This is a genomic window from Marinibacterium profundimaris, from assembly GCF_002210095.1.
In the GTDB taxonomy this organism is placed as follows: Bacteria; Pseudomonadota; Alphaproteobacteria; order Rhodobacterales; family Rhodobacteraceae; genus Marinibacterium; species Marinibacterium profundimaris.
The window spans coordinates 411781-438018 of record NZ_AQQR01000001.1 but is presented as its reverse complement, the minus strand read 5'-3'; the positions used below and the strand labels follow the sequence as shown (position 1 = coordinate 438018).

Here is a 26238-nt window from a genome sequence, read left to right as displayed (position 1 = left end):
CGGTCCCCGATCAGGCCGGCCGGTCGGGATTTTCATAACCACAGACAACTGCGTTGAACAAAAAGTGGGCGGAACATGTCAACAGGACGTTACGACAACCTCGGCTTCCGGGGTTCCAATGGTCAGGAGGTCGATGCGGTCGACTTCCTCGATGGGGCTTTTCCCGAGACGGTAACAGGGATCAGCCCATTCGATATCAGTTTCGGAGCGGACGATTTGCTGACCATAGGCGAAGAGACCAGCATCACCTTCACGGTCTATGGCACGGAAGGCGGCGAAGAGGTCGAGATCGGGGTGATCATCACCGGCGACTACATCGGTCAGGATTCGGAGTTCAGCCCGCATATCGATCCCCGGACCATTGAAGTGATCAACCTGGACACGGACACCGAGATCGACATCCCGCGCGCGCAACAGCTGGCCTTTCGCGCCCTGTCGGACATGCGCGTCACCAACGATCCCGATTTCCCCCAAAGCGGCAACGGCGATTATCCTCCGCCCTTCGCCGCGCCGCTGCCGATCTGCTTTGGTGCCGGCACGCTGATCGCCACACCGAGCGGTGCGCGCGCGGTGGAAGATCTGCGGCCGGGCGATCCGGTGCTGACCGCCGACGGGCGCGAAACGGCGGTGAAATGGGTCGGCCGTCAGGTGCTGAGCCCGCGTTTCGCCGGAGACCGCGCCTGCCCGGTCCGGGTGGCCAAAGGCGCGCTGGGGCAGGGGCTGCCGCATCGCGACCTGGTGCTGACACCGGATCACGCGCTGATCCTCGACGGGCTGGCGATCAATGCCGGTGCCCTGGTCAACGGGGTCACGATCACGCTGGAGCCGCGGCAAAGCCTGCCGGACCGGGTGACCTATTATCACGTGGAAACCGAGGCGCACGAGGTGATCCTTGCCAACGGCGCCCCGGCAGAGAGCTACATCGACTATGTCGGCCGCGCAGCCTTCGACAATTACGATGAGTACCTGTCGCTTTACGGCGAACCCGCCGTGATCTCCGAGATGCCGCTGCCGCGGGTGTCCTCGGCCCGGATGGTGCCGCAGGCGATCCGCGACCGCCTGGCCCCGGGCGCGGTCGCCTGATCCGGTCGGGTCCTGCGGGACGTAACGAAGGCGGGTCCCCCGGGATCCGCCTTTTGCATGTCGCCGCCGGTCGGGCGGGGCGCGCAAGGATAAAGGGCGCCCCGTGGAGGCGCCCTGGATAACCCTGGTCAGGCTGGTCGTTTCCGGCGGAGTGCCTCAGCCTTCGCTCGTCTTCGGCGCGGCGGCCGTGGCTGCTGCGGGGGCCTGGCCACCGGCGGCGGGCTTGCGGCCCTGGCTGAGCGGATCGTCCTGGCGCTGCACCGAGCCTTCGAAATGCGCGCCGCTCTCGATCGCGATGGTCTTGTGGATGATGTCACCCTCGACCCGCGCGGTGGCGGTCAGGCGAACCTTCAGTCCACGGACACGGCCCACGATGCGGCCGTTCACGACGACATCGTCGGCGGTGACCTCGCCCTTGATCGTCGCCGTCTCGCCGATGGTCAGCAGGTGGGCGCGGATATCGCCCTCGACCGTGCCTTCGACCTGGATATCGCCGCTGGTCTTGAGGTTGCCGGTGATGTGCAGATCGGACGACAGGACGGATGCGGGCGGCTTGGCCTTGGGCGCCTGCGGCTTGTAATCGGCCTGGCGTGTCGCAGAGGGCATTTCGGGCGAAGCGGCGGGGGCAGGCTTGTCGCCTTCGGGTGCTTTCGAGCCGGGCTCGTTGATTTTGCTCTTAGAAAACATTTTTCGCAGCCTTGATGTAGGTCATGGGATTGACGGGTGCCCCGTTGACACGGACTTCGTAGTGCAGATGCACGCCCGTCACACGTCCGGAAGCTCCCATATCACCAATCCGGTCCCCGCGCGAGACCCTTTGCCCGACCTTGGCGCGGATTTTCGACATATGCGCATAGCGCGTCTCGATGCCGAAATCGTGGCGCACGACGACCATGCGGCCGTAGCCCGACGACCACCCGGCTTCGGTCACGACACCTTCGCCGGTGGCGTAGATCGGCGTGCCGCTGGAGGCCGCGAAATCCACGCCCTTGTGCATGCGCCGGCCACCGGTCTTGGGATCGCGGCGATAGCCATACCCGCTGGTGAAGCGAAAGGCATCCTTGACCGGGCTGGCAAAGGGCGCCTTGGACGCGGCGATCCGGTAGAGGTTCAGCTGATCCATCTGCTGCAGGGCGCGGTTGGCGCGGATCTCGTCCGGAGAGGGCTGCTCTCCCCGGGTCGAGAAGCTGAGCGGGGTCAGTGGGCCACCCTGGCCGGAATAGCCGCGGCGCACCTGGTCGATCAGGCGTTCGGGCGGCAGGCCGGCGGCGCGGAACATCTTGTCCAGCGGTTCGACCGAGATCGACATGGCTTCTTCGATCTGGCGGAAAATCTGGTCGTTGCGGTCCTGCAGAAGGTCCAGCTCGCGTTCCAGATCATCGGCACGGATCAGCGCCTGGGCGGCATCGGCCCGGATCTGGTCGCGCTCTCGCGCGGTCCGGTCCAGCGCCTCGGCCAGAAGCTCGGTCGGCGCCCCGTCTCCGGCGGCGGTCGCCGGCATGCGGTTTTCGTCGGCCATCTCGGCCTCGAGCGTGGCGAGCTGGTCGCGCGCCGCCTCGCGGTCCTTCATCGTGTCGCGCAGGGTCGACTGGATCACCTCGATCCCGGTCTCCAGCTCCAGCCGCCGGGTTTCGGAGGCGAGCAGTTCCGATTGCATCGAAGAGATCTGGACCAGCGCCGCGTTGAACCGTTCCTGGGCGGCGAGCGCCTCGTCGGCGCGGGCGTCGCGCTGGTCCGCCAGCGCATCGAGCCGCTCACTATAGGTTTCGAGATCGCGCTTGGCCTGTTCCCGGTAGCTGCCGGCGCCGAGGCTGTCCATCACCACGATGGCCGACGCCAGGATCGCCCAGCAGAGCACCGTGCCCCCCACCGTGTAGGCCGCCAGCTGCGTCACCGGGCGGAGGCGAATGAACCGTGTGTCGGTATCCGATTTCAGAAATACGCGACGTTCCGGGAACCATGGCTCGACGACACGGTTTAGCTTTACAGCAAGACGTTTTTGCAAACTGTTTATCCTGTCCCATCCCCATGGGGGCGCCCCTGCCTTTCCGGCGGGTTTGCCCTGTCTCGGGTGCATACAATCCGCTTAGACGACCGGCAATATTATTGTGTTAATCGATCTGGAAATTGGCGCTTTCGAGCCGGTATTGGCGAGATCTTGCCTGTTTTACGACGCCTTCCGCAGGATGTAGCGTGCTCAATTACCCCTTTCGGATAGGGGGCTCCTCTGCGAGTGGCCAGTAGAAATCCGGCGGAAGTCCTGCTTCCGCACGCTTTTCTTCGTTGAACGGAGGCTTGAGGGCACCGTGAAAGTAGTGCCGCACCAGGTCGTGGAAGACCTCCTTGGGATCCTTGTTTTCGCGGCCGCAAAGGAAATGGAACCATTTCGAGCCATAGGCCACGTGGCCGACTTCTTCGGCGTAAATTGTATTCAGGGCAGCGACCGCGTGGTCGACTTTCGCCGTCTTGAAAATCTCGATCATGCCCGGCGTGACATCCAGGCCGCGCGCCTCCAGCACCATGGGCACCACTGCCAGCCGGCCCATCAGGTCCCCGGCCGTGTCCTCGGCGGCACGCCACATGCCGGCATGGGCGGGCAGGGCGCCGTAATGGCTGCCCAGCTCTTCGAGGCAATCGCTGACCAGGTTGAAGTGCTTGGATTCCTCGTCCGCCGCCTTCACCCAGTCATCGTAGAACCCCGGTGGCATCGGCACGTGGCCGAAGCGTGCGATGATGTCCCAGTGCAGGTCGACCGCATTCAGTTCGATATGCGCCACGGCATGCAGCAGCGCGATCCGTCCCGTCTCGCTCCCCGGCTTGCGCCGCGGCACATCGCGCGGATCCAGAAGCTCGGGCCGCGCGGGGCGCGCCGGGCGCAGCGGAGGGCGGGCCGTGCCCACCACCGGCATCTCGCCCAGGTCCCGCGCCTCGAACCAGGCCGCGGCATGGCGGCGGGAAAGCGCGGTCTTCTCGCGCCCGTCGGCGGTGGTCAGGACCTCGGTGGCAAGTTCGGCCAGGGGGCGCATGGATGTCCTCGTGTCGGGATCGGGGCGCGCCCCCTTCTGAAGTGTCACGCCCGGTGGCGCAAGTGGTGCCGGAGTATTTGGGTCCAAGAAGAAGACAAGGGCGGGGCGCTACACCGGCGCCTCCTGGCTATGTTTGCGGATGGCGGATCCGCAGGATGGCAAAACGGGCCGCCCAATGGTCTGCGCGGCCACGCCCTGTCTTCACCTTTGGACAAATACTCCGCCGCAACGATCGCCCCGGGCGCGACTACAGGTCAGAGCGCCCGGGTCGCCTCCAGTACCTCTTCGACATGGCCCGGCACCTTCACCTTGTGCCAGGCGCGGGCGATGTTGCCCTCGGCGTCGATCAGGAAGGTCGAGCGTTCGATCCCCATGAAGGTCTTGCCGTACATCTTCTTCTCTTTCCAGACGCCGTAATCCTCGCAGGTCGTGCCCTCCTCGTCGGAGAGCATGCCCGTCTGCAGCCCGTGCTTGGCGACGAACTTGTCGTGGCTCTGCACGCTGTCCTTGGAAATCCCGAACACACTTGCGCCGGCGTCGGCAAACTCCTGCAGCGCTTCGGAAAACGCGATGGATTCCTTCGTGCATCCCGAGGTATCATCGCGCGGGTAGAAAAAGAGCACCACCTTGCCACCGCGCAGGTCGCTCAGGGTCACGGTGCCGCCTCCGTCACGGGGCAGGGTAAAATCGGGTGCGGGCTCGCTTGCGTCCAGCATCGGGAACCTCCGGGTTGCTTGTGTCGTTATCCTCTGTCGTCTTCGGCCGGCCGAAGCGCAGGCGGAAGGTGGGACAGGCCAGGCCGGAGTAAAGCCCCGGCCGGGTGGCTGTGCAAGAGGCCAGGCATCCGGGGCCGGCCCGGATGGTCGGGTGCAGGATCACGGGCGCAAGATCAGGGGCGCGCGGGCCGTGCCGTTCCGGTCGGGGACCGGAGGACAGAAAGGACCGGGCATTGGGCGCCGACGGGCAGATGCCGCATTCTCAGGACCCCGGGACCCAGGTTCCCGTGGACGACGCCCGGGCCAAGGCGAAGGCCGCCCGCGCGGAGAAGAGGGCTGCGCGCCGGATGCGACGGCCCCCGCGCAAGCGCCGCCACTGGACCCTGCGCGTGCTCTGGCGGCACATCTGCCGACTGGTGATCTTGGGCGCGCTGGCGCTGCTGCTGGCGGCCATGTTCAAGGGCCAGACGCTGTCCGCCCCGGCCTGGATGCGCGACGTGGTCTCGGCCACCGTGGAACGGTCGCTGCCCGGATATCGCGTCGATTTCGCCGACATGCACTTCGTGATCCGCCATGGCTGGCGCCCCCGGATCGGGGTCGAGGACCTGCGTGTCACCGACGATGCCGGGCGGGTGCTGTTGGACCTGTCCAGCGCCGAGGCCAGCCTGGCAATGCGTCCGTTGCTGCGCGGCCAGCTGAACCCGAAGAAGATCACCCTGACCGGCGCGCGCGCCAGTTTCCGGCGCAATGCCGATGGCGGCGTGGCGCTGGATCTGGGCGGCACCGGCGAGATCGTGGAGGAGGCCGAAAGCCTCGCCGAGCTGATCGAGTCCTGGGAAAAACGCCTGCTGGAGCCGCCGCTGGACGCGCTGACCGAATTCGAGCTGACCGCCGTGACCCTGCGCTATGACGATGCGCTGTCGGGGCGCAGCTGGACGGTCGACGACGGGCGGCTGATGATGCACCGCCGGGGCGACCGGCTGAGCCTGGCCGCCGCGCTGAACCTGCTGTCGGGGCGCAGCTACGCCGCGACGCTCGAGGCGAGCTACGACAGTTCCATCGAGACGCGCGAGGCGGCGTTCGGCATCCAGGTCAACGACATGGCTGCCGGCGACATCGCGTTGCAGGCCCCGGCGCTTGGCTGGCTGGAACCGCTGCGCGCGCCGATCTCGGGCGCGCTGCGCGGCGGCACCGCCGACGATGGCACCGTGCTGCCGCTGAACGCCACGCTGCGGATCGGCGCCGGCGTTCTGCAGCCCACCGATCAAACCCGGCCCGTCCCCTTCGAGGGCGCGCGGGCCTATGTCTCCTTCGATCCCGCCGATGCGCGGCTGACCTTCCAGGAGCTGTCCTTCGACAGTGGCTGGGGCGGCGGCACGCTGGAAGGCCAGGCCTGGCTGTCAGGGCTGGACCAGGGCCGGCTGGAGGCGCTGGTGGGGCAGGTGGGCGCAACCGACCTGTCGCTGAACCCCGCCGGGGTCTACCCCGAGCCGCTCTCGCTCGATGGCGCGCAGGCGGATTTCCGGCTTTCGCTGCATCCGTTCGAACTGACGCTGGGCGAGGCGCTGATCCGCGACGGTGGCAACCCGATCCACCTGGACGGGTCCGTGGCGGCGACCGGGGCGGGCTGGCGCTTTGCGCTGAACGGCCGCATCCCCGAGATCGAGGCCGCGCGGCTGCTGCAGATCTGGCCCACCGCCGCGCTGGTCAAGCCGCGGATCTGGGTCGAGAAGAACGTGCGCGCCGGTCGGCTTCTGGATGTCGACGTGGCGGTGCGCGGGGCGCCCGGCGCGGCAGAGCCCAATGTCTATGCCGATTTCGATTTCGCCGGAGGCGAGGTGCAGTTCTCGCCCAATCTGCCGCCGTTGCAGGAGCTGGCGGGAGAGGCGAGCTTTGTCGACAACCGGCTGGTGGCGACGGCGACCTCGGGCATCGTGATGGGGGATGCGGGCGGCGCGATGGATGTGTCGGGCACGGCGTTCATCGTGCCGGATGTGCGGGCCAAGCCAAGCACGCCGGCGGTGCTGCGGATCGCGGGGCAGGGCACGCCGACCGCGGCGCTGTCGCTGCTCGACCGGCCGCCGCTGAACGTATTGGGCAAGGCGGGGCTGCCGGTGGATCTTGCCTCCGGTCATCTGGCGCTGAGCGGGACGCTGGCGCTGCCGATGCAGCCGGAAATCCTGGTCGAGGACATGGAATACCATGCCAGCGGCCGCGTGACCGACGCGCGCAGCACCGTGCTGGTGCCGGATCACGAGCTTGCGGCCGAGGATCTCGACCTTTTCGTCGACAACGATCACGTGGAGATCTCGGGCGACGGGCAGATCAGCGGGATCCCGGCCAGCTTCACCTGGACCCAGCCGCTGGGCCAGCCCGGGGTCGGCGGCCGGGTCGAGGGACGCGTGCGGCTGTCGACCCGGGCGCTTGAGACCTTCAACGTGACGCTGCCGCCGGGCTATGTCACTGGCGAGGGTTGGGGCGACGTGGCGCTGGACCTGCCCCCGAAGGAGCCGCCGCGGCTGGAGCTGCGCACCGATCTCGACGGGATCGGCCTGTCGGTGCCGCCGCTGGGCTGGCGCCTGTCGCAGGGCGCGACCGGGTCGCTCGAGGTGCGCGGCAGGCTGGGGCCGCGCCCGGTGCTGGACCGCGTGGCGCTCAGCGGCAACGGTCTGTCGCTGACCGGCTCGGTCACGACGCAGGCGGGCGGCGGGCTGGACCGCGCCCGGTTCGACCGGTTCCGCATGGGCAACTGGCTGGATGTCAGCGCCGAGCTGCGCGGGCGCGGCGCCGGGCGCGCGCCTGCGGTGGTGATCAACGGCGGCTCGCTGAACCTGGCGAGCGCGCAGTTCGGCGAAGGCGGTGGCGGCGGCAATGTCGACGCGCCGCCGCTGTCGGTCTCGCTGGACCGGCTGCAGATTGCCAAGGGACTGGCGCTGACCGCGATGAGAGGAGATTTCACCACGCAGGGCGGGCTGAGCGGTACGTTCACCGGGGCGATGAACGGCGGCACGCCGATTTCGGGCCGGGTCGCGCCGCAGGGCGGGCGCAGCGCGTTCCAGATCCAGGCGGCCGATGCCGGCGGGCTGTTCCGCGACGCGGGCATCATAAAACAGGCCTATGGCGGCGCGCTGACCCTGACCCTGCAGCCGGCGGAGGGACAGGGCAGCTTTGACGGCACGCTTCGCGTGACCAACACCAATGTCCGCGACGGCACGGGGATCGGCGCGCTGCTCAACTCGATCTCGCTGGTCGGGCTGGTGGACGAGCTGTCGGGCAACGGCATCGTCTTCTCCGAGGTCGACGCGCGCTTCCGGCTCACGCCCACGCGGCTGACGCTGCTGTCGGCCTCGGCGGTGGGGCCGTCGATCGGGATCTCGCTGGACGGGATCTATGACCTGGCTTCGGCCACGCTGGACCTGCGCGGGGTGCTGTCGCCGCTCTACATGCTCAATGCGATCGGTTCGGTCATGACCCGCAAGGGCGAGGGGCTGATCGGGGTCAATTTCCGCCTGCGCGGGCCGGCCTCGGATCCGCAGGTCTCGGTCAACCCGCTGTCGGCGCTGGCGCCCGGCTTCCTGCGCGACATGTTCCGCGACCCGGCGCCCAGCGTCGGCAAGAGCCGGACCGAGCCGCTGCCAGAGGGCATGACCCCGCCCGAGCCCGAGCCGCAGCAGCGCGGCACGCGCTTTCGTCCGCGCAGCGGCGAGGATCGCTGACGCTGGGTGCTTGCGCAGGCCCTGCGGGACAGCTAGGGCGGCGCCATGAAACTGAGCGATTTCGATTTCGACCTCCCCGAGGCGCTGATTGCCACGCGGCCTGCCAGGCCGCGATCCTCGGCGCGTCTGCTGGTGGCGCGCGGTGCGGCCTCCGGGCCGCGGGACCTGAGGGTCGAGGATCGGCATGTCCACAACCTGCCCGACCTGCTGCGGCCCGGCGACCGGCTGGTGCTGAACGACACGCGGGTGATCCCCGCGCGGCTTTCGGGGCTGCGTCGGCGTGACGGCGCGCAGGGGGCGACGGAGGCGAAGATCGAAGTCACGCTGCTGGGTCCGCGCCCCGATGCCAGCTGGTCGGCCCTGATCAAGCCGCTGAAGAAGCTGCGTGTGGGCGAGGAGGTGCAGTTTGCCGCCGGTCTCTCGGCCCGGCTGGAAGGCGTCGGGGACGGGCAGGGCCATTTGCGCTTCAACCTTGACGGTGCCGCCTTCGACGCCGCCCTGGCGCAGGCCGGCGCCATGCCGCTGCCACCCTATATCGCCGCGCGCCGCCCCGCCGATGCGCAGGATGCCGAGGATTACCAGACCGTCTGGGCCGCGCGCACCGGCGCCGTCGCGGCGCCCACCGCCTCGCTGCATTTCGACCAGCCGCTGCTGGACAGGCTGGCGGCGATGGGAGTCGAGTTTACCCGCGTCACCCTGCACGTGGGCGCCGGCACCTTCCTGCCGGTGAAGGTCGACGACATCGCCGATCACAAGATGCATGCCGAATGGGGCGAGGTCAGCGAGAACGCCGCCGCCGAGATCGCCGCCACCCGCGCCGCCGGCGGCCGGGTGATCCCCGTGGGCACCACCGCGCTGCGCCTGATCGAGACGGCCGCGCGCGAGACCGGCCGCATCGCGCCCTGGCTGGGCGAGACCGACATCTTCATCACCCCCGGCTTCGATTTTCGCGTGGCCGACGGGCTGATGACGAATTTCCACCTGCCGAAATCCACGCTGATGATGCTGGTTTCCGCCTTCCTCGGGATCGAGGAGATCCGCGCCGTCTACGATCACGCGGTGGCCCAGGGGTACCGCTTCTTCTCCTACGGCGACGCGTCGCTGCTTGTGCCCGACACGGACCGGGAAGACGCATGCGTCAAATGCGACTTAACCGATGTCGCTCATGCTGCGGACGGCGACGCCTCGAATCGCCCAGACGAGGGCTGAGCACGGCCCGGCCGGGCCGGGGGCTTCGGCCCTCGCCCAAACCACACCCCGCCCGGCGATCCGGGCGGCCCGAACCGCCGACCTCCGGACACCTGGACCGGGGACACCATGCGCAGGGATCCCGGCCGGGACACCGAAACGCGCTTCAGACCGATCCGGCCCCGCGCCGGCCCGAAGGACAAGAACGGAAAGGCCCCGCCATGATCAAGGTGATCTCCAGCACCTGGGCGCTGATGCTCGGCATGATGCTTCTGATGCTGGGCAACGGGATCCAGTCCACGCTGCTTGGCGTGCGCGGCGAGATCGAGGGGTTCTCGACGCTCCAGATGTCCTTCGTCATGTCAGGCTACTTCCTGGGCTTCCTCGGCGGCTCGCGGCTGGCGCCCGAGATGATCCGCCGCGTGGGCCATGTGCGCGTCTTCGCGGCGCTGGCCTCGCTGATCTCGGCGGTGATGATCCTCTATCCCTACCCGGTGTTCACCAATCCGATCGCCTGGACGGTGGGGCGCTGCATCGTGGGCTTCTGCTTTTCGGGCGTCTATGTCACCGCCGAAAGCTGGCTGAACAACGCCGCCACGAACGAGACGCGCGGCCAGTCGCTGTCGCTTTACATGATCGTGCAGACGCTGGGCATCATCTCGGCCCAGGGGGCCCTGCTGATCGGCGATCCGGCCGGGTTCGAGGTCTTCATCGTCGCCTCGGTCCTGGTTTCGGTCTCCTTCGCGCCGATCCTTCTGTCGGTCACGCCGACCCCGGCCTACGAGACATCGAAGCCGATGACCCTGCGCCGCCTCTTCGAAAGCTCTCCGCTGGGCTGTATCGGCATCTTCCTTCTGGGCGGGGTCTATTCCGGCCTCTTCGGGATGAGCGCGGTCTACGGGGCCGCCGTCGGGCTGACGCTGGGCCAGATTTCGATCTTCGTCGCGTCTTTCTATGTCGGCGCGCTGTTTCTTCAGTATCCGATCGGCTGGATGTCGGACCGGATGGACCGGCGCATGCTGATCTTCATCGGCGGGTTGATCGGTGGCGGTGCCGCGATCCTGGGCATGTGGGCCGAGGAAGGGTTTCCGATCCTGCTGGGCGCGGCCTTTGTCGTGGGCGGCATGACCAATCCGCTCTATTCGCTGCTGCTGTCGCACACCAACGACCACCTCGCGCACGAGGACATGGCCTCCGCCTCCGGCGGCCTGATCTTCATCAACGGCTGCGGCGCCATCGCCGGGCCGCTGATCACCGGCTGGCTGATGAGCCCGGCGATCTTCGGGCCCTCGGGGTTCTTCCTGTTCATCGGCGGCCTGCTGCTGGCGCTGTCCGGATACGCGGCTTACCGCTCGACCAAGCGCGCCTCGGTGCCGCTGGACGAGGCCGGCGCTTATGCCTCGGTCGCGCCCACGCTGACATCGGTCGCCATGGAAGTTGCACAGGAAATGGTCATCGAGGCCGGAGAAGACGAGGATGAGACAGAAGCCGCCGCCTGAGGGCTGTGGATATGTCAGCTCGGTTGCAAATCGTGACTGTTGCGTCAAAGTCGAAAGACATTAACTGGATTCAGTGGTTTTACGCGAACACGGAGGATTGTCGCGATGGTGGGTGCGGAGAACGTCCTGGCCTTTTGGCTGGACGAGGTCGGCGAAGACGGATGGTACGAACAGGACGACGCGCTGGATGAGACCATTCGCGACCGGTTCGGCGCAGCCTGGCAATCGGCGGCCGAAGGGTCCTATTCGCTCTGGCTGACCCATCCCAGCGGTGTGCTGGCCTATATCATCCTGACGGACCAGTTTCCGCGCAACATGTTCCGGGGGCAGGCCAAGGCCTTCTCGACCGATCGTGCGGCGCTGGCGGCCGCCAAGGTGGCCATCAACAAGGGCTGGGACATGAAGATCGACGAGCCCGCGCGCCAGTTCTTCTACGTGCCCATGATGCATTCCGAAAGCCTGTGCGACCAGGAACGCTGTGTGCGCCTGCTGGCCGAGCGCATGCCCGAGACCGGCGCGCGCAACATGCTGCATGCCCGGGCGCATCGTCAGGTGATCCGCCAGTTCGGCCGCTTCCCCTACCGCAACGAGGCGCTGTCGCGGTCGACCACGGCCAACGAATCCGAATACGTGAACGAAGGCGGCTACGGCCGCACCGTGCGCGAGCTTCAGGCCGCCGGGTAAATCCGTCCCCCGGCGCGCGGGGGCGGTTCAGCTGCCGCGACTTTGCCAGACAAGCGTCCTGGCCGGGGTCATTCCCCGGCCGGTTGCGTGTCCGGGGGCAGGCTGCCGGACTGCATCGCGTTCTGCATCATGCGCAGACCCAGCTGAAGCATCTCCAGCATCTCGTCGCGGGGATCGCTCGACATGCCGCCGGACATCTGGTCGGGCAGGGTCCTGAGATCGGCCAGCCGTTCTTCGACCGCGTCGATCTTCGCCTGCATCTGGTCGATCCGCGCCTGCGCCGCCTCCGCCGCGGCCTGCGCCTGGTCGCTGGCCCCGGTGGCCATCGTGTCGAGATCGGCGCGCAGCCCGGCGACTTCGTCCTGAAGCCCCTGCAGTTCGACCGTGACGGGGTGGATCTGGGCCACCGCCTCGTTGGCGCGGTCCACCACCCGTTCGGCGCTGTGGCTGACCTGCAGCGCCAGCCAGAGGCAGAGCGCGACGAGGATCAGCGTCGCATTCAGCAACGCCAGTATGAGATTGCCGATAACCTTGAGAACCCGGGCCATTGTCCTACACTCCACACTAGGTAAATTCACCTTTCAGCGCGCCTGTCGCCGGGTCAAGATGGCGCCGGGAATCGCCTTTGGCCTGAGGCCGCGGGGGCACTGGATCGCAGGAAACGGCGCAGTCGCGCAGAGGGACGCGGGCAGGAGGAGGACGCAATGCGCCATGCAATGCTCCATGCAATGCACTCAGAGAAGACCGGCATCCCGCTCCGTGGCGCGCGCGCCCCGGTCCCGGTACGCATCGCCCGCAAGCGGCGCAGTTTTCGGGCGCCCGGGGGTTTTCAGGCACGGCCACAAATGTCACGTTGGCCGGCATTGATGGGTGCCGGCAAATAGTTTAATGCTAAACTAATTCTGGTGCACCGGTTCAGGAGGACAGGACATGGCCGCGAAATCCTATGACGTCATCGTAATCGGGGCAGGTCCGGGCGGCTATGTCGCGGCCATTCGCGCCGCTCAGCTGGGCCTGAAGACCGTGATCGTCGAACGCGAACACATGGGCGGCATCTGCCTCAACTGGGGCTGCATTCCGACCAAGGCGCTGCTGCGCTCGGCCGAAGTGTTCCACCTGATGGAACGCGCCAAGGACTTCGGCCTCTCGGCGGACAAGATCGGCTATGACATCGACGCGGTGATCAAACGCTCGCGCGGGGTGGCCAAGCAGCTCAGCTCGGGCGTCAGCCACCTGATCAAGAAGAACAAGGTCGAGGCCATCATGGGCGAGGCGACGCTTGCCGGGAAGGGCAAGGTCACCGTCAAGACCGACAAGGGCACCGAGGAGCTGACGGCCAAGAGCATCATCCTCGCCACCGGCGCCCGCGCCCGCGAACTGCCCGGGCTGGAAGCCGACGGCGATCTGGTCTGGACCTACAAGCACGCGCTTCTTCCGCCGCGCATGCCCAAGAAGCTTCTGGTCATCGGGTCGGGCGCGATCGGCATCGAATTCGCTAGTTTCTACAACACGTTGGGCGCCGACACGACCGTGGTCGAGGTGATGGACCGCATCCTGCCGGTCGAGGACGCCGAGATCGCCGCCTTCGCGAAGAAGCAGTTCGTGAAGCAGGGCATGAAGATCATGGAGAAGGCCAGCGTCAAGCAGCTGGACCGCGGCAAGGGCAAGGTCACCGCGCATATCGAAAGCGGCGGCAAGACCGAAAAGCACGAATTCGACACCGTCATCTCGGCCGTGGGCATCGTCGGCAATGTCGAGGGGCTGGGCCTGGAAGAGGCCGGCATCAAGGTCGACCGCACCCACGTGGTTACGGATGAATATTGCCGCACCGGGGTCGAGGGCGTCTATGCCATCGGCGACATTGCCGGCGCGCCGTGGCTCGCGCACAAGGCCAGCCACGAAGGCGTCATGGTGGCCGAGCTGATCGCAGGCCAGCACCCCCACCCGGTGAAACCCGAAAGCATCGCGGGCTGCACCTATTGCCAGCCGCAGGTCGCCTCGGTCGGCTATACCGAGGCCAAGGCGAAGGAGCTGGGCTTTGACATCAAGGTCGGCAAGTTCCCCTTCATCGGCAACGGCAAGGCCATTGCCCTGGGCGAACCCGAGGGCATGATCAAGACCGTCTTCGACGCCAAGACCGGAGAGCTTCTGGGCGCCCACATGGTCGGCGCCGAGGTGACCGAGCTGATCCAGGGCTACGTGGTCGGCCGCCAGCTTGAGACCACCGAGGAAGACCTGATGAACACCGTCTTCCCGCACCCGACGCTGTCGGAGATGATGCACGAGTCGGTGCTCGACGCCTACGGGCGCGCGATCCACTTCTGACGCAGGTCCATATGCGGACATGAAAAAGCGGCCCGGATCACCCGGGCCGCTGTGTCGTTTCAGAGGGGTACGTATGCTCCCCGGGCCTCGCAGGGCGAGCGCCAGTGCTCACAATTCGTAGGGTGTTCCGTCGATGATCAGCACATCCGCCCGCATCCGGTAGGCGGTGTCCTGCGCCTGGTGCCCCTGAATCGTCAGCTCCATCCCCTCGCTCAGCTGCAGCCCGACGGGCGTGTCGTTGGCGTTGGCCGGCGGATCCGGGAAATCGACGGTCCATTTTTCGCCGTCGGCGGTCACGATAAGCTGGAAATGGTTGGCCTCGGTCTCGACCCGGTCAAGAAAGCCGGTGATTTCCGTCAAACCGTTTTCCAGCCGGCGGCTGCCATGCTGCTCGGCGGCCAGGACGGGCGGGGCAAGAACGGGGGCGGCCAGCGCAAGGGCCAGGCCAAGAAACAGGCGGCGGGTCGTCATCTGGGATCTCCTGTCAGAACGTGATCCCAACTTAGCCTCGGCACCGACGGCCCGCCAGTCCGCTCTGGTGCGCAAGGCGGCCGGTGGCAAGGCCCGGCCGCCCGCCATGGTCAGTCCAGCAGGCCGTTGCCGTCGCGATCCGCGGCCGCGAAATCCTTCGACATCTGCATGTTGAACTCGTCCTGCGAAAGATCCCCGCTGTTGTCGAGATCCAGGTCGCCGAACCCGTCGGCCGGCAGCGCCTGCCCGTATTCCGAGGCCGAGATCATGCCGTTGTCGTTCGTGTCCATCTGGTCAAAGGCGAAATTCGAGAACGTGTCGAACTCGGGCTTCGAAATGGCGCCGTCGCCGTCCGCGTCGAGCATCGCAAGATGGCCGGAATTGATCTCGGCCATCTGTGCCGTGGCGGGCAGGGTCGCGCAGGCCAGCGCGGCAAGACAGGCGACGGGCAGGGCGCGGAAGAAAGTCATGTGCATCGAAATGCTCCTTTTAGCAGGTCAGGGCGTTGCCGCCGATCATGCCGGCGCCGGCGCCGACCGCGGTCATCAGCGAGCGGCCCGCGCCGCCGCCAAAGGCGCTGCCGACAACGCCGCCGACCAGGCCGCCGGCCAGCGTGCCGCCGATGCAGGCGGCTTCGTGCCGCTGCTGCTGGCCCTGGACCGTGTCAGCCGGCGCGCAGGCCTGGATCGCAAACAGCGCCAGCGCAGCGGGCAGCGCAAGTGGGCTAAGGGCTCTTTTCGGTGTCATCGTCCTGTCCTCGTCATGCAATGTTCCGTATGCGGAACAAGAGCATGTGGCCCGCCGCGCGGCAATGACGAAGCGCAATCCGGCGACACGGCAGGATCGATTTGCGCGTAATGGCCACAGTGCCGGCATGGATGCCGATCCGGACCGGCCCGCGCCCGGAGGGCGCCACTTGCACACCCGCCCGAAGGGCGCCACCGGCAGCCCGCTGCCGCAGGCGGCGCCTCGCCACGCCGGATCGCGCCGAAGGCGCGCGCCCCAAACGAAAAGCGGCCCCGGAAAGGGGCCGCGTCCGGTCACCACAGGCCGCCTGTCAGAGCGGCCGGATCTTCAGCTGCGTCACCCGGTTCCCGTCGCGGCCCATCACCTCGAAGCGGAACCCGTGGAAAGAGAACACCTGGCCCACCACCGGGATCGACTGCGCCTCGTGGATCACCAGGCCCGCGACGGTGTTGGCCTCCTCGTCCGGCAGGGTCCAGTCGGTCGCGCGGTTCAGGTCGCGGATTGTCATCGATCCGTCGATCAGGAATTGTCCGTCCTCCGACTTGTCGATCTGCGCCTCCACCTCGGTGTCGAACTCGTCGGTGATCTCGCCCACGATCTCCTCGAGGATATCCTCCAGCGTGATCAGGCCGCGCAGGCTGCCGTATTCGTCCACGACCAGCGCGAAATGGGTGCGCAGACGCAGGAATTCCCGCATCTGGTCATCCAGCGTCGTGGTCTCGGGCACGAAATAGGGCGGGATCGCCACGGCCGTCACGTCGAAATCCGAAAGCTGCCCGCGGTTGCCCGACGGCCCGCCGATCAGCGCGTACATCGCCCGGCTCAGGTCCTTGGCATGGATCACGCCAATGATGTTCTCCTGCTCGTCGCGGTAGACGGGCAGGCGGGTGTGAGGGCTTTGCAGCGCCTGTTCCAGGATCGCCTCGGGCTCCGCCGAGGCGTCGATCATCTCGATGCCCGACCGGTGCAGCATGATCTCCTCGACGAAACGGTCGCCCAGGTCCAGCGCGCCCAGGATCCGGTCGCGGTCCTCCTTTTCGACAACGCCCTCGGAATGGCCCAGGTGCAGCGCGCCCGCGATTTCCTCGCGCACGGCAAGGATATGGCTGTCGGGGTCGATCCGCACACCGAAGACCCGCAGCACCCCGCGCACCAGAAAGCGCACGGCCTGCACGACAGGCGAGAACACCAGGATCACCAGCCGGATCACCGGCGCCACGGCCGCGGCGGCGGTCTCGGCATTGGTGATGGCATAGGTCTTGGGCAGCACCTCGGCGAAGATCAGCACCATCAGCGTCATGACCAGCGTGGCCAGCGCCACGCCGCTTTCACCGAACAGCGAGGTGAACAGCGCCGTCGCCAGCGAGGTCGCAAGGATGTTGACCAGGTTGTTGCCCAGCAGGACCGAGCCGATCAGCCGCTCGTTGTCCTCGGTGATCTCCAGCGCGCTCTGCGCCCCGCGCGATCCCTTGTCGGCCTGGCTGCGCAGTTTCCCGCGCGAGGCCGCGGTCAGCGCGGTTTCCGATCCCGAAAAGAAGGCCGAAAAGACGAGCAGCATAAGAATGCCGCCCGAAGTCAGCCAGAATGCGCTGTCGAGCACCGTGTCACCTGTCTCCATTGTCCCGAACGTTTTGTTTCTACCGGGTGGTTATGGGGCTGCGCCCGGCCCGGTTCAAGGGTGTCACGCCTTGGCCGCGTCGTCGCGCGCCAGCGGGTGGTGTTCCAGCACCAGTTCCTTGAGCCGTTCGTCCAGCACATGGGTGTAGATCTCGGTCGTGGCCACGTCGGCATGGCCCAGCAGCGTCTGGATCGACCGGAGGTCGGCGCCGTTGGCCAGAAGATGCGTGGCGAAGGCATGGCGCAGGGTATGCGGCGTCACCTTGTCGGGCGATACCCCGGCCGAGACGGCGATCTCCTTGATCAGCAGGTAGAACCGGTGCCGCGTCAGGTAACCGTCGCGCGAGCGGGACGGGAACAGGAAGGGCGAGCCGGGCCGCCCCTTGGTCCGCCCGTCGTCCTCGGCCGCGTCGCGCATGTCGAGCCAGTCGCGCAGCGCCTCGCGCGCGGGCGGCGACAGCGGGACCATGCGTTCCTTGTCGCCCTTGCCGCGGATCAGCAGCATCCGCGGATCGCCTCGCGCCGACGAGACGGGCAGCGACACAAGCTCGCTCACCCGCATTCCGGTCGCATAAAGCAGTTCCATCAAGCAGGTGTTGCGCAGCTGGTCGGCCCGGGTGCGCCCGGTCTCGCGGGCGGCATTCAGCAGCCGGTCGATCTCGTCGACGTCCAGGGTCTGCGGCAGCTTGCGGTCGCGCCCGGGGCCCCGGATCTGGATCGCCGGATTGTCGGCGCGCCAGCCTTCCTCGAAGGCAAAGCGGTAAAGCTGCCGGATCGCCGACAGCCGCCGCGCGCGGGTGGCCTTTGACAGGCCCTGGGCGTCGCAGCCGACAAGGTAATCCTCGATGTCGTGGCGTTCCGCCCGGGCGAAATCCATATCCCGCGCGGCCATCCATTCGGCCACGTCGCGCAGGTCGCGCGCATAGGCCAGCTGGGTGTTGGTCGCGGCCCCCATCTCGGCGGCCTGGGCCTCCAGAAAGGCAGAGATCCACAGCGCGGGTGAAGAGGGGGCGGTCATCGGTGGCGGGGCTCCAGAAGCATCAGTTGCAGGGCGGCGCGGCGGGCCGTGTCCTCTAGCCCGACGCTTCGGAACGCTGCAAGAGCATCCGTGAGCGCATCGGGGTTGCCGTCGGTGCCCTGCTTGTACAGCGCGATGGCGCGCAGGATCATCTCTCCCAGGGCGCCCCGGTCCAGCAGATCGCGCAGCTGGCGCGGCAGCTCTGCCGCGTCTGAGAACCCTTCGGCGATGGCGCGCTCCACGTCGCCCGCGCCGGCGCCCGCCTCGGGCCGGCCTCGGGCGATGCCGGCCAGGAAGGCCGCCTCGGATCCTTCGGGCGCATCCCGCGCGGCGCGCTCATAGCTGTCGGACAGCATCCGGATGCGCCAGGCCAGAGCCTGGGCGGCCGGGCTGGACGGTGGGGTCGCGGCCAGCCGGTCGGCGAAGAGCGTGGCAAAGGTCACCTCGGTCCCGGCGGCGCGCATCGCGTCCCAGGCCGGGCGCAGCGTCTTGCCGATCGCCTCGCCGCTGCCGGTGTTCAGCGCAGTTTCGAACCGCTGCACGGCCTGCACCCGGTCCCAGATCCCGCCCGAGGCGGCAGGCTCGCGCGCGGTATAGATGCCCAGGAACCGGTTCGCGCTCAGCGCCCCGGTGCGGGCCAGCCGCTCGGCCGCCTCCAGCTGGGCCTTCCAGCCGGCCACGTCGCGCAGGTCCGCATGCGAAAACGCCCGTGGCAGCCCCTGGGCGGGCAGGGGCTCTCCGATCGCCTCGTAAAGCCGGAAATCCAGCGGATCGACCGAGACCGGCAGGCTTGGCGGCGGCAGCAGGCCACCGTCGAGATCGCCGTGCAGGAAAAGCTCGAGCAACGTGCCGCGCGCCTCGGGCAGATCCCCCAGCGCGATCGCCGTATCCAGCATCAGCGCCGCCGCCGGCCAGTCGCCGCGCCGCGCGCTGCAATAGACCCGCGCCGCGTAATCCGGCGCCAGGTGCGGGTTGACCGCCAGCGTCGCGCAGGCCGCATCCTCGGTCCCGGTCAGCAGGGTCGCGTCGAACCACCGGTGAAACAGCTCGGGCGAGCGCGCGGGCCCGGCCCGGCGCGCCAGCGCCTCGGCCGGCTCCACCGCGCCCAGGTCCATCAGCCGGTCCAGCATCGCCAGCGTCAGCCCCGGCACCTTGCCGCTGTCGGCCGGCGGCTGCGCCTCGGCCAACATCAGCGTGTACAGCACCGATTGCATCGCCGGGCTCTGGCTGACCGGCGCATCGGCCACCAGTCGCGCCAGCACCGGCGTCGCGCTGCCCTGCCAAAGCGTCGGCGGCAGTCCGGTCACCGTGTTGGGCACCAGCCCCACGGCCACCGGCGTGTCCTCCAGCGGCGTCACCACGATTTCGGGGGCCGAAACCCCGTCGGTCACCGGAGGTTCCGTTCCCGGGCTGGGCGCGAAATAGGTCGGGGGCAGGGCGGCCAAAGGCACCTGCGGCGGGTTGCGCCGCAGCCAGTCGATGGCCGACAGTGGCTCCTGCGCAGGGGCGGGGCCGGCCAGCGGCACCAGCGACAGGGAGATCAGCGCAAGCGCTGCGTCAATCCGCATCCAACGTCACCGGCTTGCGCACCTCGCCCTGCGGCGCTGAGAAATCCACCCCGAAATAGGGCCCGATATACGCGTAGACCGTCAACGCGGCAAATCCCAGCACCGCCAGGACGAGAAGTAGTTTCAGAAGACGGCCCATGGAGTTCCTTTGCCTGCAATCGAGTCTTTTTCCGCAAACTATAACTGGCCTTTTGCACAAGTTCACGTCATTGAAGGGCCATGAGCGGAAATGAGCACGTTGATGTGACCGTTGCACAGCCGAAGGGCAAGGGAAAGCTGAAGAAAACCGTGGTAATGGTCGGCATGATGGGCGCCGGCAAGACCGCGGTGGGCAAGGCCCTGGCACAGAAACTGGGCGTGGCCTTTGCCGACAGCGACGCCGAGATCGAGGCGGCCGCCAACATGTCCATTCCCGAAATCTTCGCCCGCGACGGAGAGCCGTTCTTTCGTCGCAAGGAAAGCCAGGTGATCGCGCGTCTGCTGTCGGAACGCTCGGGCATCCTGTCGACCGGGGGCGGGGCCTTCCTGGCCGAAGACAACCGCCGGATGATCTCCGAGCTGGGCGTGTCAGTCTGGCTGAACGCCGATCTCGACACGCTGTGGAACCGCGTGCGCCACAAGGACACGCGCCCGCTGCTGCGCACCGCCGATCCGCGCGGCGCGCTGACGCGGATCTACGAGGACCGCGTGCCGATCTATGCGCTGGCCGATCTGACGGTCCCCTCGGATGCGACCGTGTCGGTCGAGGGAATGGCCGACCGGGTCATCGAGGCGCTGGCCGTCCGCCCCGACGTGCTGGAACCCGGCTAAGTCGGCGCGGCGCCGCACGCCCGGGCGGACCCACGCCTGTCCTTCCGGCGCGACGCGGCCCATGCGTCCCCGCAGACCGGCCATTCACGGATCACGCCTTTCACGGCTCACCAAGACAACGATGACGGACACCATGACCGAGACCACGACCCAGACCCAAGGCACCGATGGCACGTCGGTGCATGTCCCGCTGGAGGGCCGCGCCTATGACGTGCGGATCGGCCCCGGCCTGCTGCCCCGCGCGGGCGATCTGATTGCGCCGCTGCTGCACCGGCCCAGGGTGGCGATCCTGACCGACGACACCGTCGCGGGGCTGCATCTGGACCCGCTCCGCGCCGGGCTCTCGGGCGCGGGGATCGACAGCGTCGCCCTGACCCTGCCGGCCGGGGAATCCACGAAAAGCTGGCACTACCTGACGCAGACCGTCGACTGGATGCTGTCCGAGAAGATCGAGCGCCGCGACATCCTGATCGCGCTCGGCGGCGGCGTGATCGGTGACCTTGGCGGTTTTGCCGCCGCCGTGCTGCGCAGGGGCATCCGCTTCGTGCAGGTCCCGACCTCGCTTCTGGCGCAGGTCGACAGCTCGGTCGGCGGCAAGACCGGTATCAACACGTCCCACGGCAAGAACCTTGTCGGCGCCTTCCACCAGCCCGCGCTGGTGCTGGCCGATACCGATGTGCTGGCGACACTGGCGCCGCGCGATTTCCTCGCCGGCTATGGCGAGGTGGTGAAATACGGCATGCTGGGCGACGCCGGTTTCTTCGCCTGGCTGGAAAGGAACGGCCCCGCGCTGGCCGCCGGCGATCCCGCCGCGCGGGTCGAGGCGGTGGCGCGGTCCGTCCAGATGAAGGCCGACATCGTCGTCCGCGACGAGACGGAGCAGGGCGACCGCGCGCTTCTCAACCTCGGCCATACCTTCGGCCATGCGCTGGAGGCCGCGACGGGCTATTCCGGCCGTCTGTTGCACGGCGAGGGCGTGGCGATCGGCTGCGCGCTGGCGTTCGAGCTCTCCGCGCGCCTTGGCCTTTGCCCGCAAGAGGATCCCAGCCGCGTCCGCGCGCATCTGAAGGCCATGGGCATGACAACCGACCTGTCGGACATCCCCGGCGACCTGCCCGATGCCGATGGCCTGCTGGAGCTGATGGGCCAGGACAAGAAGGTGATCGACGGCAAGCTGCGCTTCATCCTGGCGCGCGGCATCGGGGACGCCTTCGTTACCTCGGACGTGCCGCGCGACACGGTGCGCGGCCTGCTGCAGGACGCGCTTGCGGCACGGGACTGACCGGATTTTACCCATGCCCGCCCGGTACTTGCCCCAAAGGCCGCCCGGCCCATGTTAACCATAGGCCGGACCCGGCAGGGCCGGTAGAGTAAATCCCGGATCCTGCGGCAGGGAGGTGCCGCCGGACCGTGTGAACAGCGTCAAAGGGGGGCAGGGCATGGCCGATCTGCGCGACATGGAACTGCTGGTGGCGCTGGCGCATCATCGCCATTTCGCCCGCGCGGCCGAGGCCTGCGCGATCTCTCAGCCGGCGTTCTCGGCCCGGATCCGCAACATGGAACTGGCGCTTGGCGTGCCCATCGTCCAGCGCGGCAACCGGTTCCAGGGCTTCACGCCCGAAGGCGACATGGTGCTGAAATGGGCCCGCCGCGTGGTGTCGGACATGGACGGCCTGCGCCAGGATCTGGACGCGGCGCGGGGCGAACTGACCGGCACGCTGTCCATCGGCGTGGTTCCCACGGCGCTGGCCCACGTCGCGCGCGTCCCCGCCGGGCTTCGCGCGCAGCATCCCGGTCTTGCCATCCGGATCTACGCGCTGTCCACCGGCCAGATCCATCGCGGGCTCGAGGATTTCTCGCTGGACGCAGGGGTGGGCTATCTTGAAGGCGAACGCCCCCGCGCCCTGGCCCCGGCCGAGCTGCTCTACGAGGAAAGTTACGTGCTGATCTGCCCCGCGGCCATGGCGCCGCGCGCCTCGGGCCACGCCACCTGGACCGAGGCCGCCGCGCTGCCGCTGTGTTTCCTGACCCAGGACATGCGCAACCGCCGCTTTCTCGACGAGGTCTTCGATACCCATACCGGCAGCCGCCCGTCGCCCGTGCTGGAAACCAACGACCTGCTGACGATGCTCGCCCAGGTGTCCAGCGGCGCCTCGGCCACGGTCGCGCCCGCCATGCTTGCCGATGGCATGGCCGAAGAGCCCGGCATCCTGCGCCTGCCTTTGACGGAGCCCGAGGTCCGCACCCCCATCGGCCTTCTGACCCTGCGCCGCGATCCGGTCCCCGCCGCGGTCAAGGCGCTGTCCAGGGCGCTGCGGTCCTGACCGGGCAGGGCGCTCGTCTTGATAGCCCTTACCCGCAGTACCTTCTCACCGTGATAGGCTCAGCCGATCACGCCTTCCGCAGTCACGATTTGAGAAAATGCCGCCAGGGCCTTTAGTTACAGGTATCGCGCCAGCCTGGCGCTCCTGGAACACGACAAAGGATCCGACCCATGGCACATTCCCTTCCGGGCTACCACGCCGCGCCGTCCGCCGCGCCGACGCGAATCGTCCCCGCCATCGCGCGCGTCATCAAAAGCATCCGCTGGGCCTTCGAGGTCTCGCGGCTCTATCGCACCACCGGCCCCTCGGTTCTGACCGAAGACCGGCTGCGGGCCCTCACCTCCCACTGAACACGGCCCCGGTGCAATCGGCCTGGCGCGGAGACCTCCACGCGCCAGGCCAAGACCAGGCAGGTCCGGGCCAGAAACTCCCTCACTGGTCCGGACCTTGTCGTCTCAGAACGGGATTTCGTCGTCCAGGTCGTTCGAGATCGGACCGCGGCTGCTGCCGCCACCCGACGACGACCCGCCGCCGTACCGGTCGTCCGACGGGCCGCTGTCGTAATCGCCGCCGCCGCCATAGGATCCGCCACCCCCGTAGGAGCCGCCGCCACCGCCGCCGCCGCCTTCACCGCGACCGTCCAGCATGGTCAGCTCGCTGCGGAAGGGGCGCAGCACGACCTCGGTCGAATAACGGTCCTGGCCCGACTGGTCCTGCCATTTCCGGGTTTCCAGCTGGCCCTCGATATACACCTTCGACCCCTTGCGCAGATATTGCTCGGCCACCCGCACCAGCGGCTCCGAGAAGATGGCCACCGTATGCCATTCCGTGCGCTCGCGCCGCTCGCCGGTGTTGCGATCCTTCCAGGTCTCCGACGTGGCGATGCGCAGGTTGCACACCTTGCCGCCGTTCTGGAAATTCCGCACCTCGGGGTCCCGGCCCAGGTTGCCGATGAGGATTACCTTGTTCACTGAGCCGGCCATGGCGTCTCGTCCTTTCAAGCCTCACGCGTCCGGCGAATCCGGGCGCTGCGTCGGGCAGAGGTTACACCCCCGCGCAGGTGAGAGAAACCGGGTTCGGGGCGCGGCGTATCTTCCCCTTCCGACCCGTCCGGCGGGGCCCGGACCGGGGCATCTGGCGGCCGCGATTGGCCCCTCGACGCGACGCCCGGGCGCAACGCCGCAGGGGCGGTCGGGCCGCGCTCTCTGGCACGGCGGTGAAAAATGTGCATTATGACGCGCAACACCGGAACAAAGACGGGGCACGAGGGTTTGGCTGAAGCAGCACGGGCAGGTGCGGCGAAACCGGCAGCAGGCCGGACGCCGGCAGCGGTGAAGCAGCGCCTGCGCGGCGCATTTCTTCTGATCTCGACAACGTTTGGCGGCGCGATCCTCGGTCTGGCGGGGGCCTCTGGCCCGGTCGCGGCGGATCCGGTGTTCTCCACCAAGAACCGGACCGCGATCTTCGCGAATCAGGCGCGCGTGCTCGATACCCGGGGCGCCTCGCAATATGCCTATTCCACGCGGCTGCAGCCCGACACGATCACCTCGAACAGCGGTTCCGGGCCGCGGCCCTATTTCGGCAGCTACCGGGGCGAATTCTATGACCTGGCCCGGGCCGCCGCGCGCAAGCACGGCATCCCCGAGGCGATCTTTCTCAACCTCGTGCAGCAGGAAAGCGGCTGGAACCCCAAGGCGCTGTCCCACAAGGGCGCGATCGGACTGGCGCAGCTGATGCCGCAGACCGCAAAGCAGCTGCGGGTCGACCCGACGGTTCCGGCGGAAAACCTCGACGGGGGCGCGCGCTATCTGGCGCGGCAATACCGCAAGTTCGGCAACTGGAAACTGGCGCTGGCCGCCTACAATGCCGGGCCCATGGCGGTGACCAAGCACAAGGGGATCCCGCCCTACGAGGAAACGAAAAATTACGTGCAGAAGATCTGGGGCAGCTGACGCCCTGGGAAAGTGCATTTTTCCAATGCGTTGTGCTGTGCTCTTCATGGTCTTCTGGCCGCTTTCCCGGATTTTTCCCACCCGCGTTAACGGATTGAAAAGTCGATTCGCCTAACCCTGATCCTTGCGAGCGATCGACCAAGGTGGGGGTTTTCATGGTTCGTTTCAGCTACCGGCTCGGCTGTGCCGTGCTAGGCGTGATCTTGTGCGTGTCTTCGGTTCACGCGGCAGAGGTCGCGCCGGATCTCAAGCGAAAGATCAACATTGCAGGCAAGCAGCGCATGCTGTCCGAACGGATGGCCCGCGCGGCCTGTTTCCGGTCCCAGAACGTGATGGCAGAGGCCCATGAGGCGATGTGGGACGCCGCGCGCCGCAGTTTCTCGACGGCGCTGGCCGGCCTGCGGGACGGCAATACAACCCTCGAAATCCGGGCCGAGGATCGTCCCGACGTGCTTGAGGCGCTGTCGTCGGTCGACCGGGTCTGGCCCGGCTACGAAGCCGCGCTGAGCCGGGCGCGCGAGGATACGGCCTCGCTCCCCGAGGTGGCGATGCGGTCGCTGTCCACGGTGAAGGCGGCCAATGACGTGGTCCAGGCGCTGGAAGCCTCCAACGCTGGCAGCGGGGTCAGCCCCGAACTGGCGCGGCTGATCAACGTGGCTGGCCGACAGCGCATGCTGACCCAGCGCGCGGCAAAGGAATTCTGCCTGATCGCCGCCGGGATCGAACCCGAGACCCTGCGCGCGTCGCTGGCGGTGACGGTCGCGCTGTTCGACCGGTCCCTTGAGGGGCTGATGAACGGAGACGAGGAGATGGGCCTGGTGGCCTTCCCGGACCCGGATCTGCAGCTGCAACTGGAATATGTCCGCGATCTCTGGGCCCCGATGCGGGCACAGTTCCTTCGGGTGATCGATGGGGGCACGCCCGGCTCCATCGCTCTGAACGAGGTCGCGGCGAATATCGACGGTGTTCTTGGCGCTGCAGATGAGGCCGTCTGGCTTTACGAAAACATCTGAGCACTGGAACGCCCCGAGGGCCGGCCGGAGTGCAGGGAAAACCCCGGCACTCCGGCTCCTTCGTATGTGCCCCTTCGCCGGACCATGGCCGGTCCGTCTCGGGACAGCCGCGCCCGGGAACGCCTCTCCAGGGCGGCCGGGCTCGATCGGATGGTGCCTGTTGAATACCCTATGGTCGTCCGGTGTTGAGCCCCGGATGTCCGCGTGGTGTCCGCAAGGTCTGTTTTGACGGTGCATCGGGTTCGACCGTGCATGTTTTGCCAGTGCATGTTTTGCCAGCGCGTGTTTTGCCAGTGCATGTTTTGACGATCCATGCGTCGACGATGCGTCTGTTTTGACGGTAGATCTGTTTTGATGCTGCGTCTGTTTTCATGCCGCGTCTGGTCCGGCCGGCAGTCCTCCCGAATGCCGGTCCCTTGCGCGTCGTCAGTCGATCAGGGTTCGTCAGCCACTGCGTGCGGACAAAGGCTCTGACGCCGTC

General features: G+C 67.6%; 25 protein-coding genes. 12 read left to right on the top strand and 13 right to left on the bottom strand.

Features of this window, described 5'->3' with window-relative positions:
* Window positions 1-75 precede the first annotated feature (75 nt).
* On the top strand, window positions 76-1083 hold the full coding sequence (locus ATO3_RS29095) for a Hint domain-containing protein (RefSeq protein WP_233152001.1): 1008 nt from the start codon (window positions 76-78) through the stop codon (window positions 1081-1083).
* Between the two features lie 156 nt (window positions 1084-1239).
* Here the strand turns inward: ATO3_RS29095 and ATO3_RS02010 are convergent, their stop codons facing one another.
* The 4 genes from ATO3_RS02010 to ATO3_RS01995 form a co-directional block, all read right to left on the bottom strand.
* Window positions 1240-1770 (bottom strand): bactofilin family protein, encoded by a 531-nt coding sequence (locus tag ATO3_RS02010; protein WP_088648115.1) that lies wholly within the window; start codon window positions 1768-1770, stop codon window positions 1240-1242.
* The gene (locus ATO3_RS02005) at window positions 1760-3088 is read right to left on the bottom strand and encodes a M23 family metallopeptidase (RefSeq protein WP_088648114.1); all 1329 of its coding nucleotides are present in this window, start codon (window positions 3086-3088) and stop codon (window positions 1760-1762) included. Before ATO3_RS02005 ends, ATO3_RS02010 begins: the two co-directional genes overlap by 11 nt.
* 196 nt (window positions 3089-3284) lie before the next feature.
* Window positions 3285-4109 (bottom strand): ferritin-like domain-containing protein, encoded by an 825-nt coding sequence (locus tag ATO3_RS02000; protein ID WP_088648113.1) that lies wholly within the window; start codon window positions 4107-4109, stop codon window positions 3285-3287.
* A gap of 254 nt (window positions 4110-4363) precedes the next feature.
* Window positions 4364-4825, bottom strand: coding sequence for a peroxiredoxin (locus tag ATO3_RS01995; RefSeq protein WP_088648112.1), 462 nt, complete (start codon window positions 4823-4825; stop codon window positions 4364-4366).
* A 347-nt stretch (window positions 4826-5172) separates the two neighbouring features.
* Here ATO3_RS01995 and ATO3_RS01990 point away from each other — a divergent pair, with 347 nt between their 5' ends.
* From ATO3_RS01990 to ATO3_RS01975, 4 genes are all read left to right on the top strand, one after another.
* Window positions 5173-8541 carry a YhdP family protein gene (locus ATO3_RS01990; protein WP_158217890.1) on the top strand — a complete coding sequence of 1123 codons (3369 nt, stop codon included), beginning with the start codon at window positions 5173-5175 and terminating at the stop codon, window positions 8539-8541.
* 45 nt (window positions 8542-8586) lie between these two features.
* On the top strand, window positions 8587-9750 hold the full coding sequence (gene queA, locus ATO3_RS01985) for a tRNA preQ1(34) S-adenosylmethionine ribosyltransferase-isomerase QueA (RefSeq protein ID WP_088648110.1): 1164 nt from the start codon (window positions 8587-8589) through the stop codon (window positions 9748-9750).
* A gap of 200 nt (window positions 9751-9950) precedes the next feature.
* On the top strand, window positions 9951-11228 hold the full coding sequence (locus ATO3_RS01980) for an MFS transporter (RefSeq protein WP_088648109.1): 1278 nt from the start codon (window positions 9951-9953) through the stop codon (window positions 11226-11228).
* A 105-nt stretch (window positions 11229-11333) separates the two neighbouring features.
* A complete protein-coding gene (locus tag ATO3_RS01975) occupies window positions 11334-11912 on the top strand; it encodes a DUF924 family protein (RefSeq protein ID WP_088648108.1) in 579 nt (192 codons plus the stop codon).
* 68 nt (window positions 11913-11980) lie between these two features.
* On the opposite strand, the gene ATO3_RS01970 is transcribed toward ATO3_RS01975, so the two are convergent.
* Window positions 11981-12460: a hypothetical protein gene (locus ATO3_RS01970; RefSeq protein ID WP_088648107.1), complete on the bottom strand. Its 480-nt coding sequence runs from the start codon at window positions 12458-12460 to the stop codon at window positions 11981-11983.
* 382 nt (window positions 12461-12842) lie between these two features.
* Here ATO3_RS01970 and lpdA point away from each other — a divergent pair, with 382 nt between their 5' ends.
* Window positions 12843-14237: a dihydrolipoyl dehydrogenase gene (gene lpdA / locus ATO3_RS01965; RefSeq protein WP_088648106.1), complete on the top strand. Its 1395-nt coding sequence runs from the start codon at window positions 12843-12845 to the stop codon at window positions 14235-14237.
* Between the two features lie 108 nt (window positions 14238-14345).
* On the opposite strand, the gene ATO3_RS01960 is transcribed toward lpdA, so the two are convergent.
* The 7 genes from ATO3_RS01960 to ATO3_RS28955 form a co-directional block, all read right to left on the bottom strand.
* The gene (locus ATO3_RS01960; RefSeq protein ID WP_088648105.1) at window positions 14346-14708 is read right to left on the bottom strand and encodes a hypothetical protein; all 363 of its coding nucleotides are present in this window, start codon (window positions 14706-14708) and stop codon (window positions 14346-14348) included.
* Between the two features lie 110 nt (window positions 14709-14818).
* A complete protein-coding gene (locus tag ATO3_RS01955; RefSeq protein WP_088648104.1) occupies window positions 14819-15184 on the bottom strand; it encodes a CREC-EF hand family protein in 366 nt (121 codons plus the stop codon).
* Window positions 15185-15197: 13 nt separating this feature from the next.
* Window positions 15198-15455, bottom strand: a complete 258-nt coding sequence (locus ATO3_RS01950; protein WP_233152000.1) for a glycine zipper 2TM domain-containing protein — start codon at window positions 15453-15455, stop codon at window positions 15198-15200.
* 310 nt (window positions 15456-15765) lie between these two features.
* A complete protein-coding gene (locus ATO3_RS01945; RefSeq protein ID WP_088648103.1) occupies window positions 15766-17073 on the bottom strand; it encodes an HlyC/CorC family transporter in 1308 nt (435 codons plus the stop codon).
* 63 nt (window positions 17074-17136) lie between these two features.
* Complete coding sequence (locus tag ATO3_RS01940; RefSeq protein WP_088648102.1) at window positions 17137-18090, bottom strand: site-specific tyrosine recombinase XerD; 954 nt, start codon at window positions 18088-18090, stop codon at window positions 17137-17139.
* Complete coding sequence (locus ATO3_RS01935; RefSeq protein WP_088648101.1) at window positions 18087-19658, bottom strand: hypothetical protein; 1572 nt, start codon at window positions 19656-19658, stop codon at window positions 18087-18089. The genes ATO3_RS01940 and ATO3_RS01935 overlap by 4 nt, the downstream gene beginning before the upstream one ends.
* A complete protein-coding gene (locus ATO3_RS28955; protein ID WP_198963187.1) occupies window positions 19648-19797 on the bottom strand; it encodes a hypothetical protein in 150 nt (49 codons plus the stop codon). Before ATO3_RS28955 ends, ATO3_RS01935 begins: the two co-directional genes overlap by 11 nt.
* A gap of 80 nt (window positions 19798-19877) precedes the next feature.
* Here ATO3_RS28955 and ATO3_RS01930 point away from each other — a divergent pair, with 80 nt between their 5' ends.
* The 4 genes from ATO3_RS01930 (at window position 19878) to ATO3_RS01915 (ending at window position 23142) form a co-directional block, all read left to right on the top strand.
* Window positions 19878-20468: a shikimate kinase gene (locus ATO3_RS01930; protein ID WP_088648100.1), complete on the top strand. Its 591-nt coding sequence runs from the start codon at window positions 19878-19880 to the stop codon at window positions 20466-20468.
* A 133-nt stretch (window positions 20469-20601) separates the two neighbouring features.
* Window positions 20602-21750: a 3-dehydroquinate synthase gene (gene aroB / locus ATO3_RS01925; RefSeq protein ID WP_088648693.1), complete on the top strand. Its 1149-nt coding sequence runs from the start codon at window positions 20602-20604 to the stop codon at window positions 21748-21750.
* A gap of 157 nt (window positions 21751-21907) precedes the next feature.
* Complete coding sequence (locus ATO3_RS01920; RefSeq protein WP_088648099.1) at window positions 21908-22792, top strand: LysR family transcriptional regulator; 885 nt, start codon at window positions 21908-21910, stop codon at window positions 22790-22792.
* 170 nt (window positions 22793-22962) lie between these two features.
* Window positions 22963-23142 carry a hypothetical protein gene (locus ATO3_RS01915; protein WP_088648098.1) on the top strand — a complete coding sequence of 60 codons (180 nt, stop codon included), beginning with the start codon at window positions 22963-22965 and terminating at the stop codon, window positions 23140-23142.
* A gap of 105 nt (window positions 23143-23247) precedes the next feature.
* On the opposite strand, the gene ssb is transcribed toward ATO3_RS01915, so the two are convergent.
* Window positions 23248-23775: a single-stranded DNA-binding protein gene (gene ssb / locus ATO3_RS01910; RefSeq protein WP_088648097.1), complete on the bottom strand. Its 528-nt coding sequence runs from the start codon at window positions 23773-23775 to the stop codon at window positions 23248-23250.
* A gap of 405 nt (window positions 23776-24180) precedes the next feature.
* On the opposite strand from ssb, the gene ATO3_RS01905 reads away from it, so the two are divergent.
* Complete coding sequence (locus ATO3_RS01905; protein ID WP_233152028.1) at window positions 24181-24744, top strand: lytic transglycosylase domain-containing protein; 564 nt, start codon at window positions 24181-24183, stop codon at window positions 24742-24744.
* 155 nt (window positions 24745-24899) lie between these two features.
* The gene (locus tag ATO3_RS01900; protein ID WP_088648095.1) at window positions 24900-25757 is read left to right on the top strand and encodes a type IV pili methyl-accepting chemotaxis transducer N-terminal domain-containing protein; all 858 of its coding nucleotides are present in this window, start codon (window positions 24900-24902) and stop codon (window positions 25755-25757) included.
* Window positions 25758-26238: the final 481 nt, after the last annotated feature.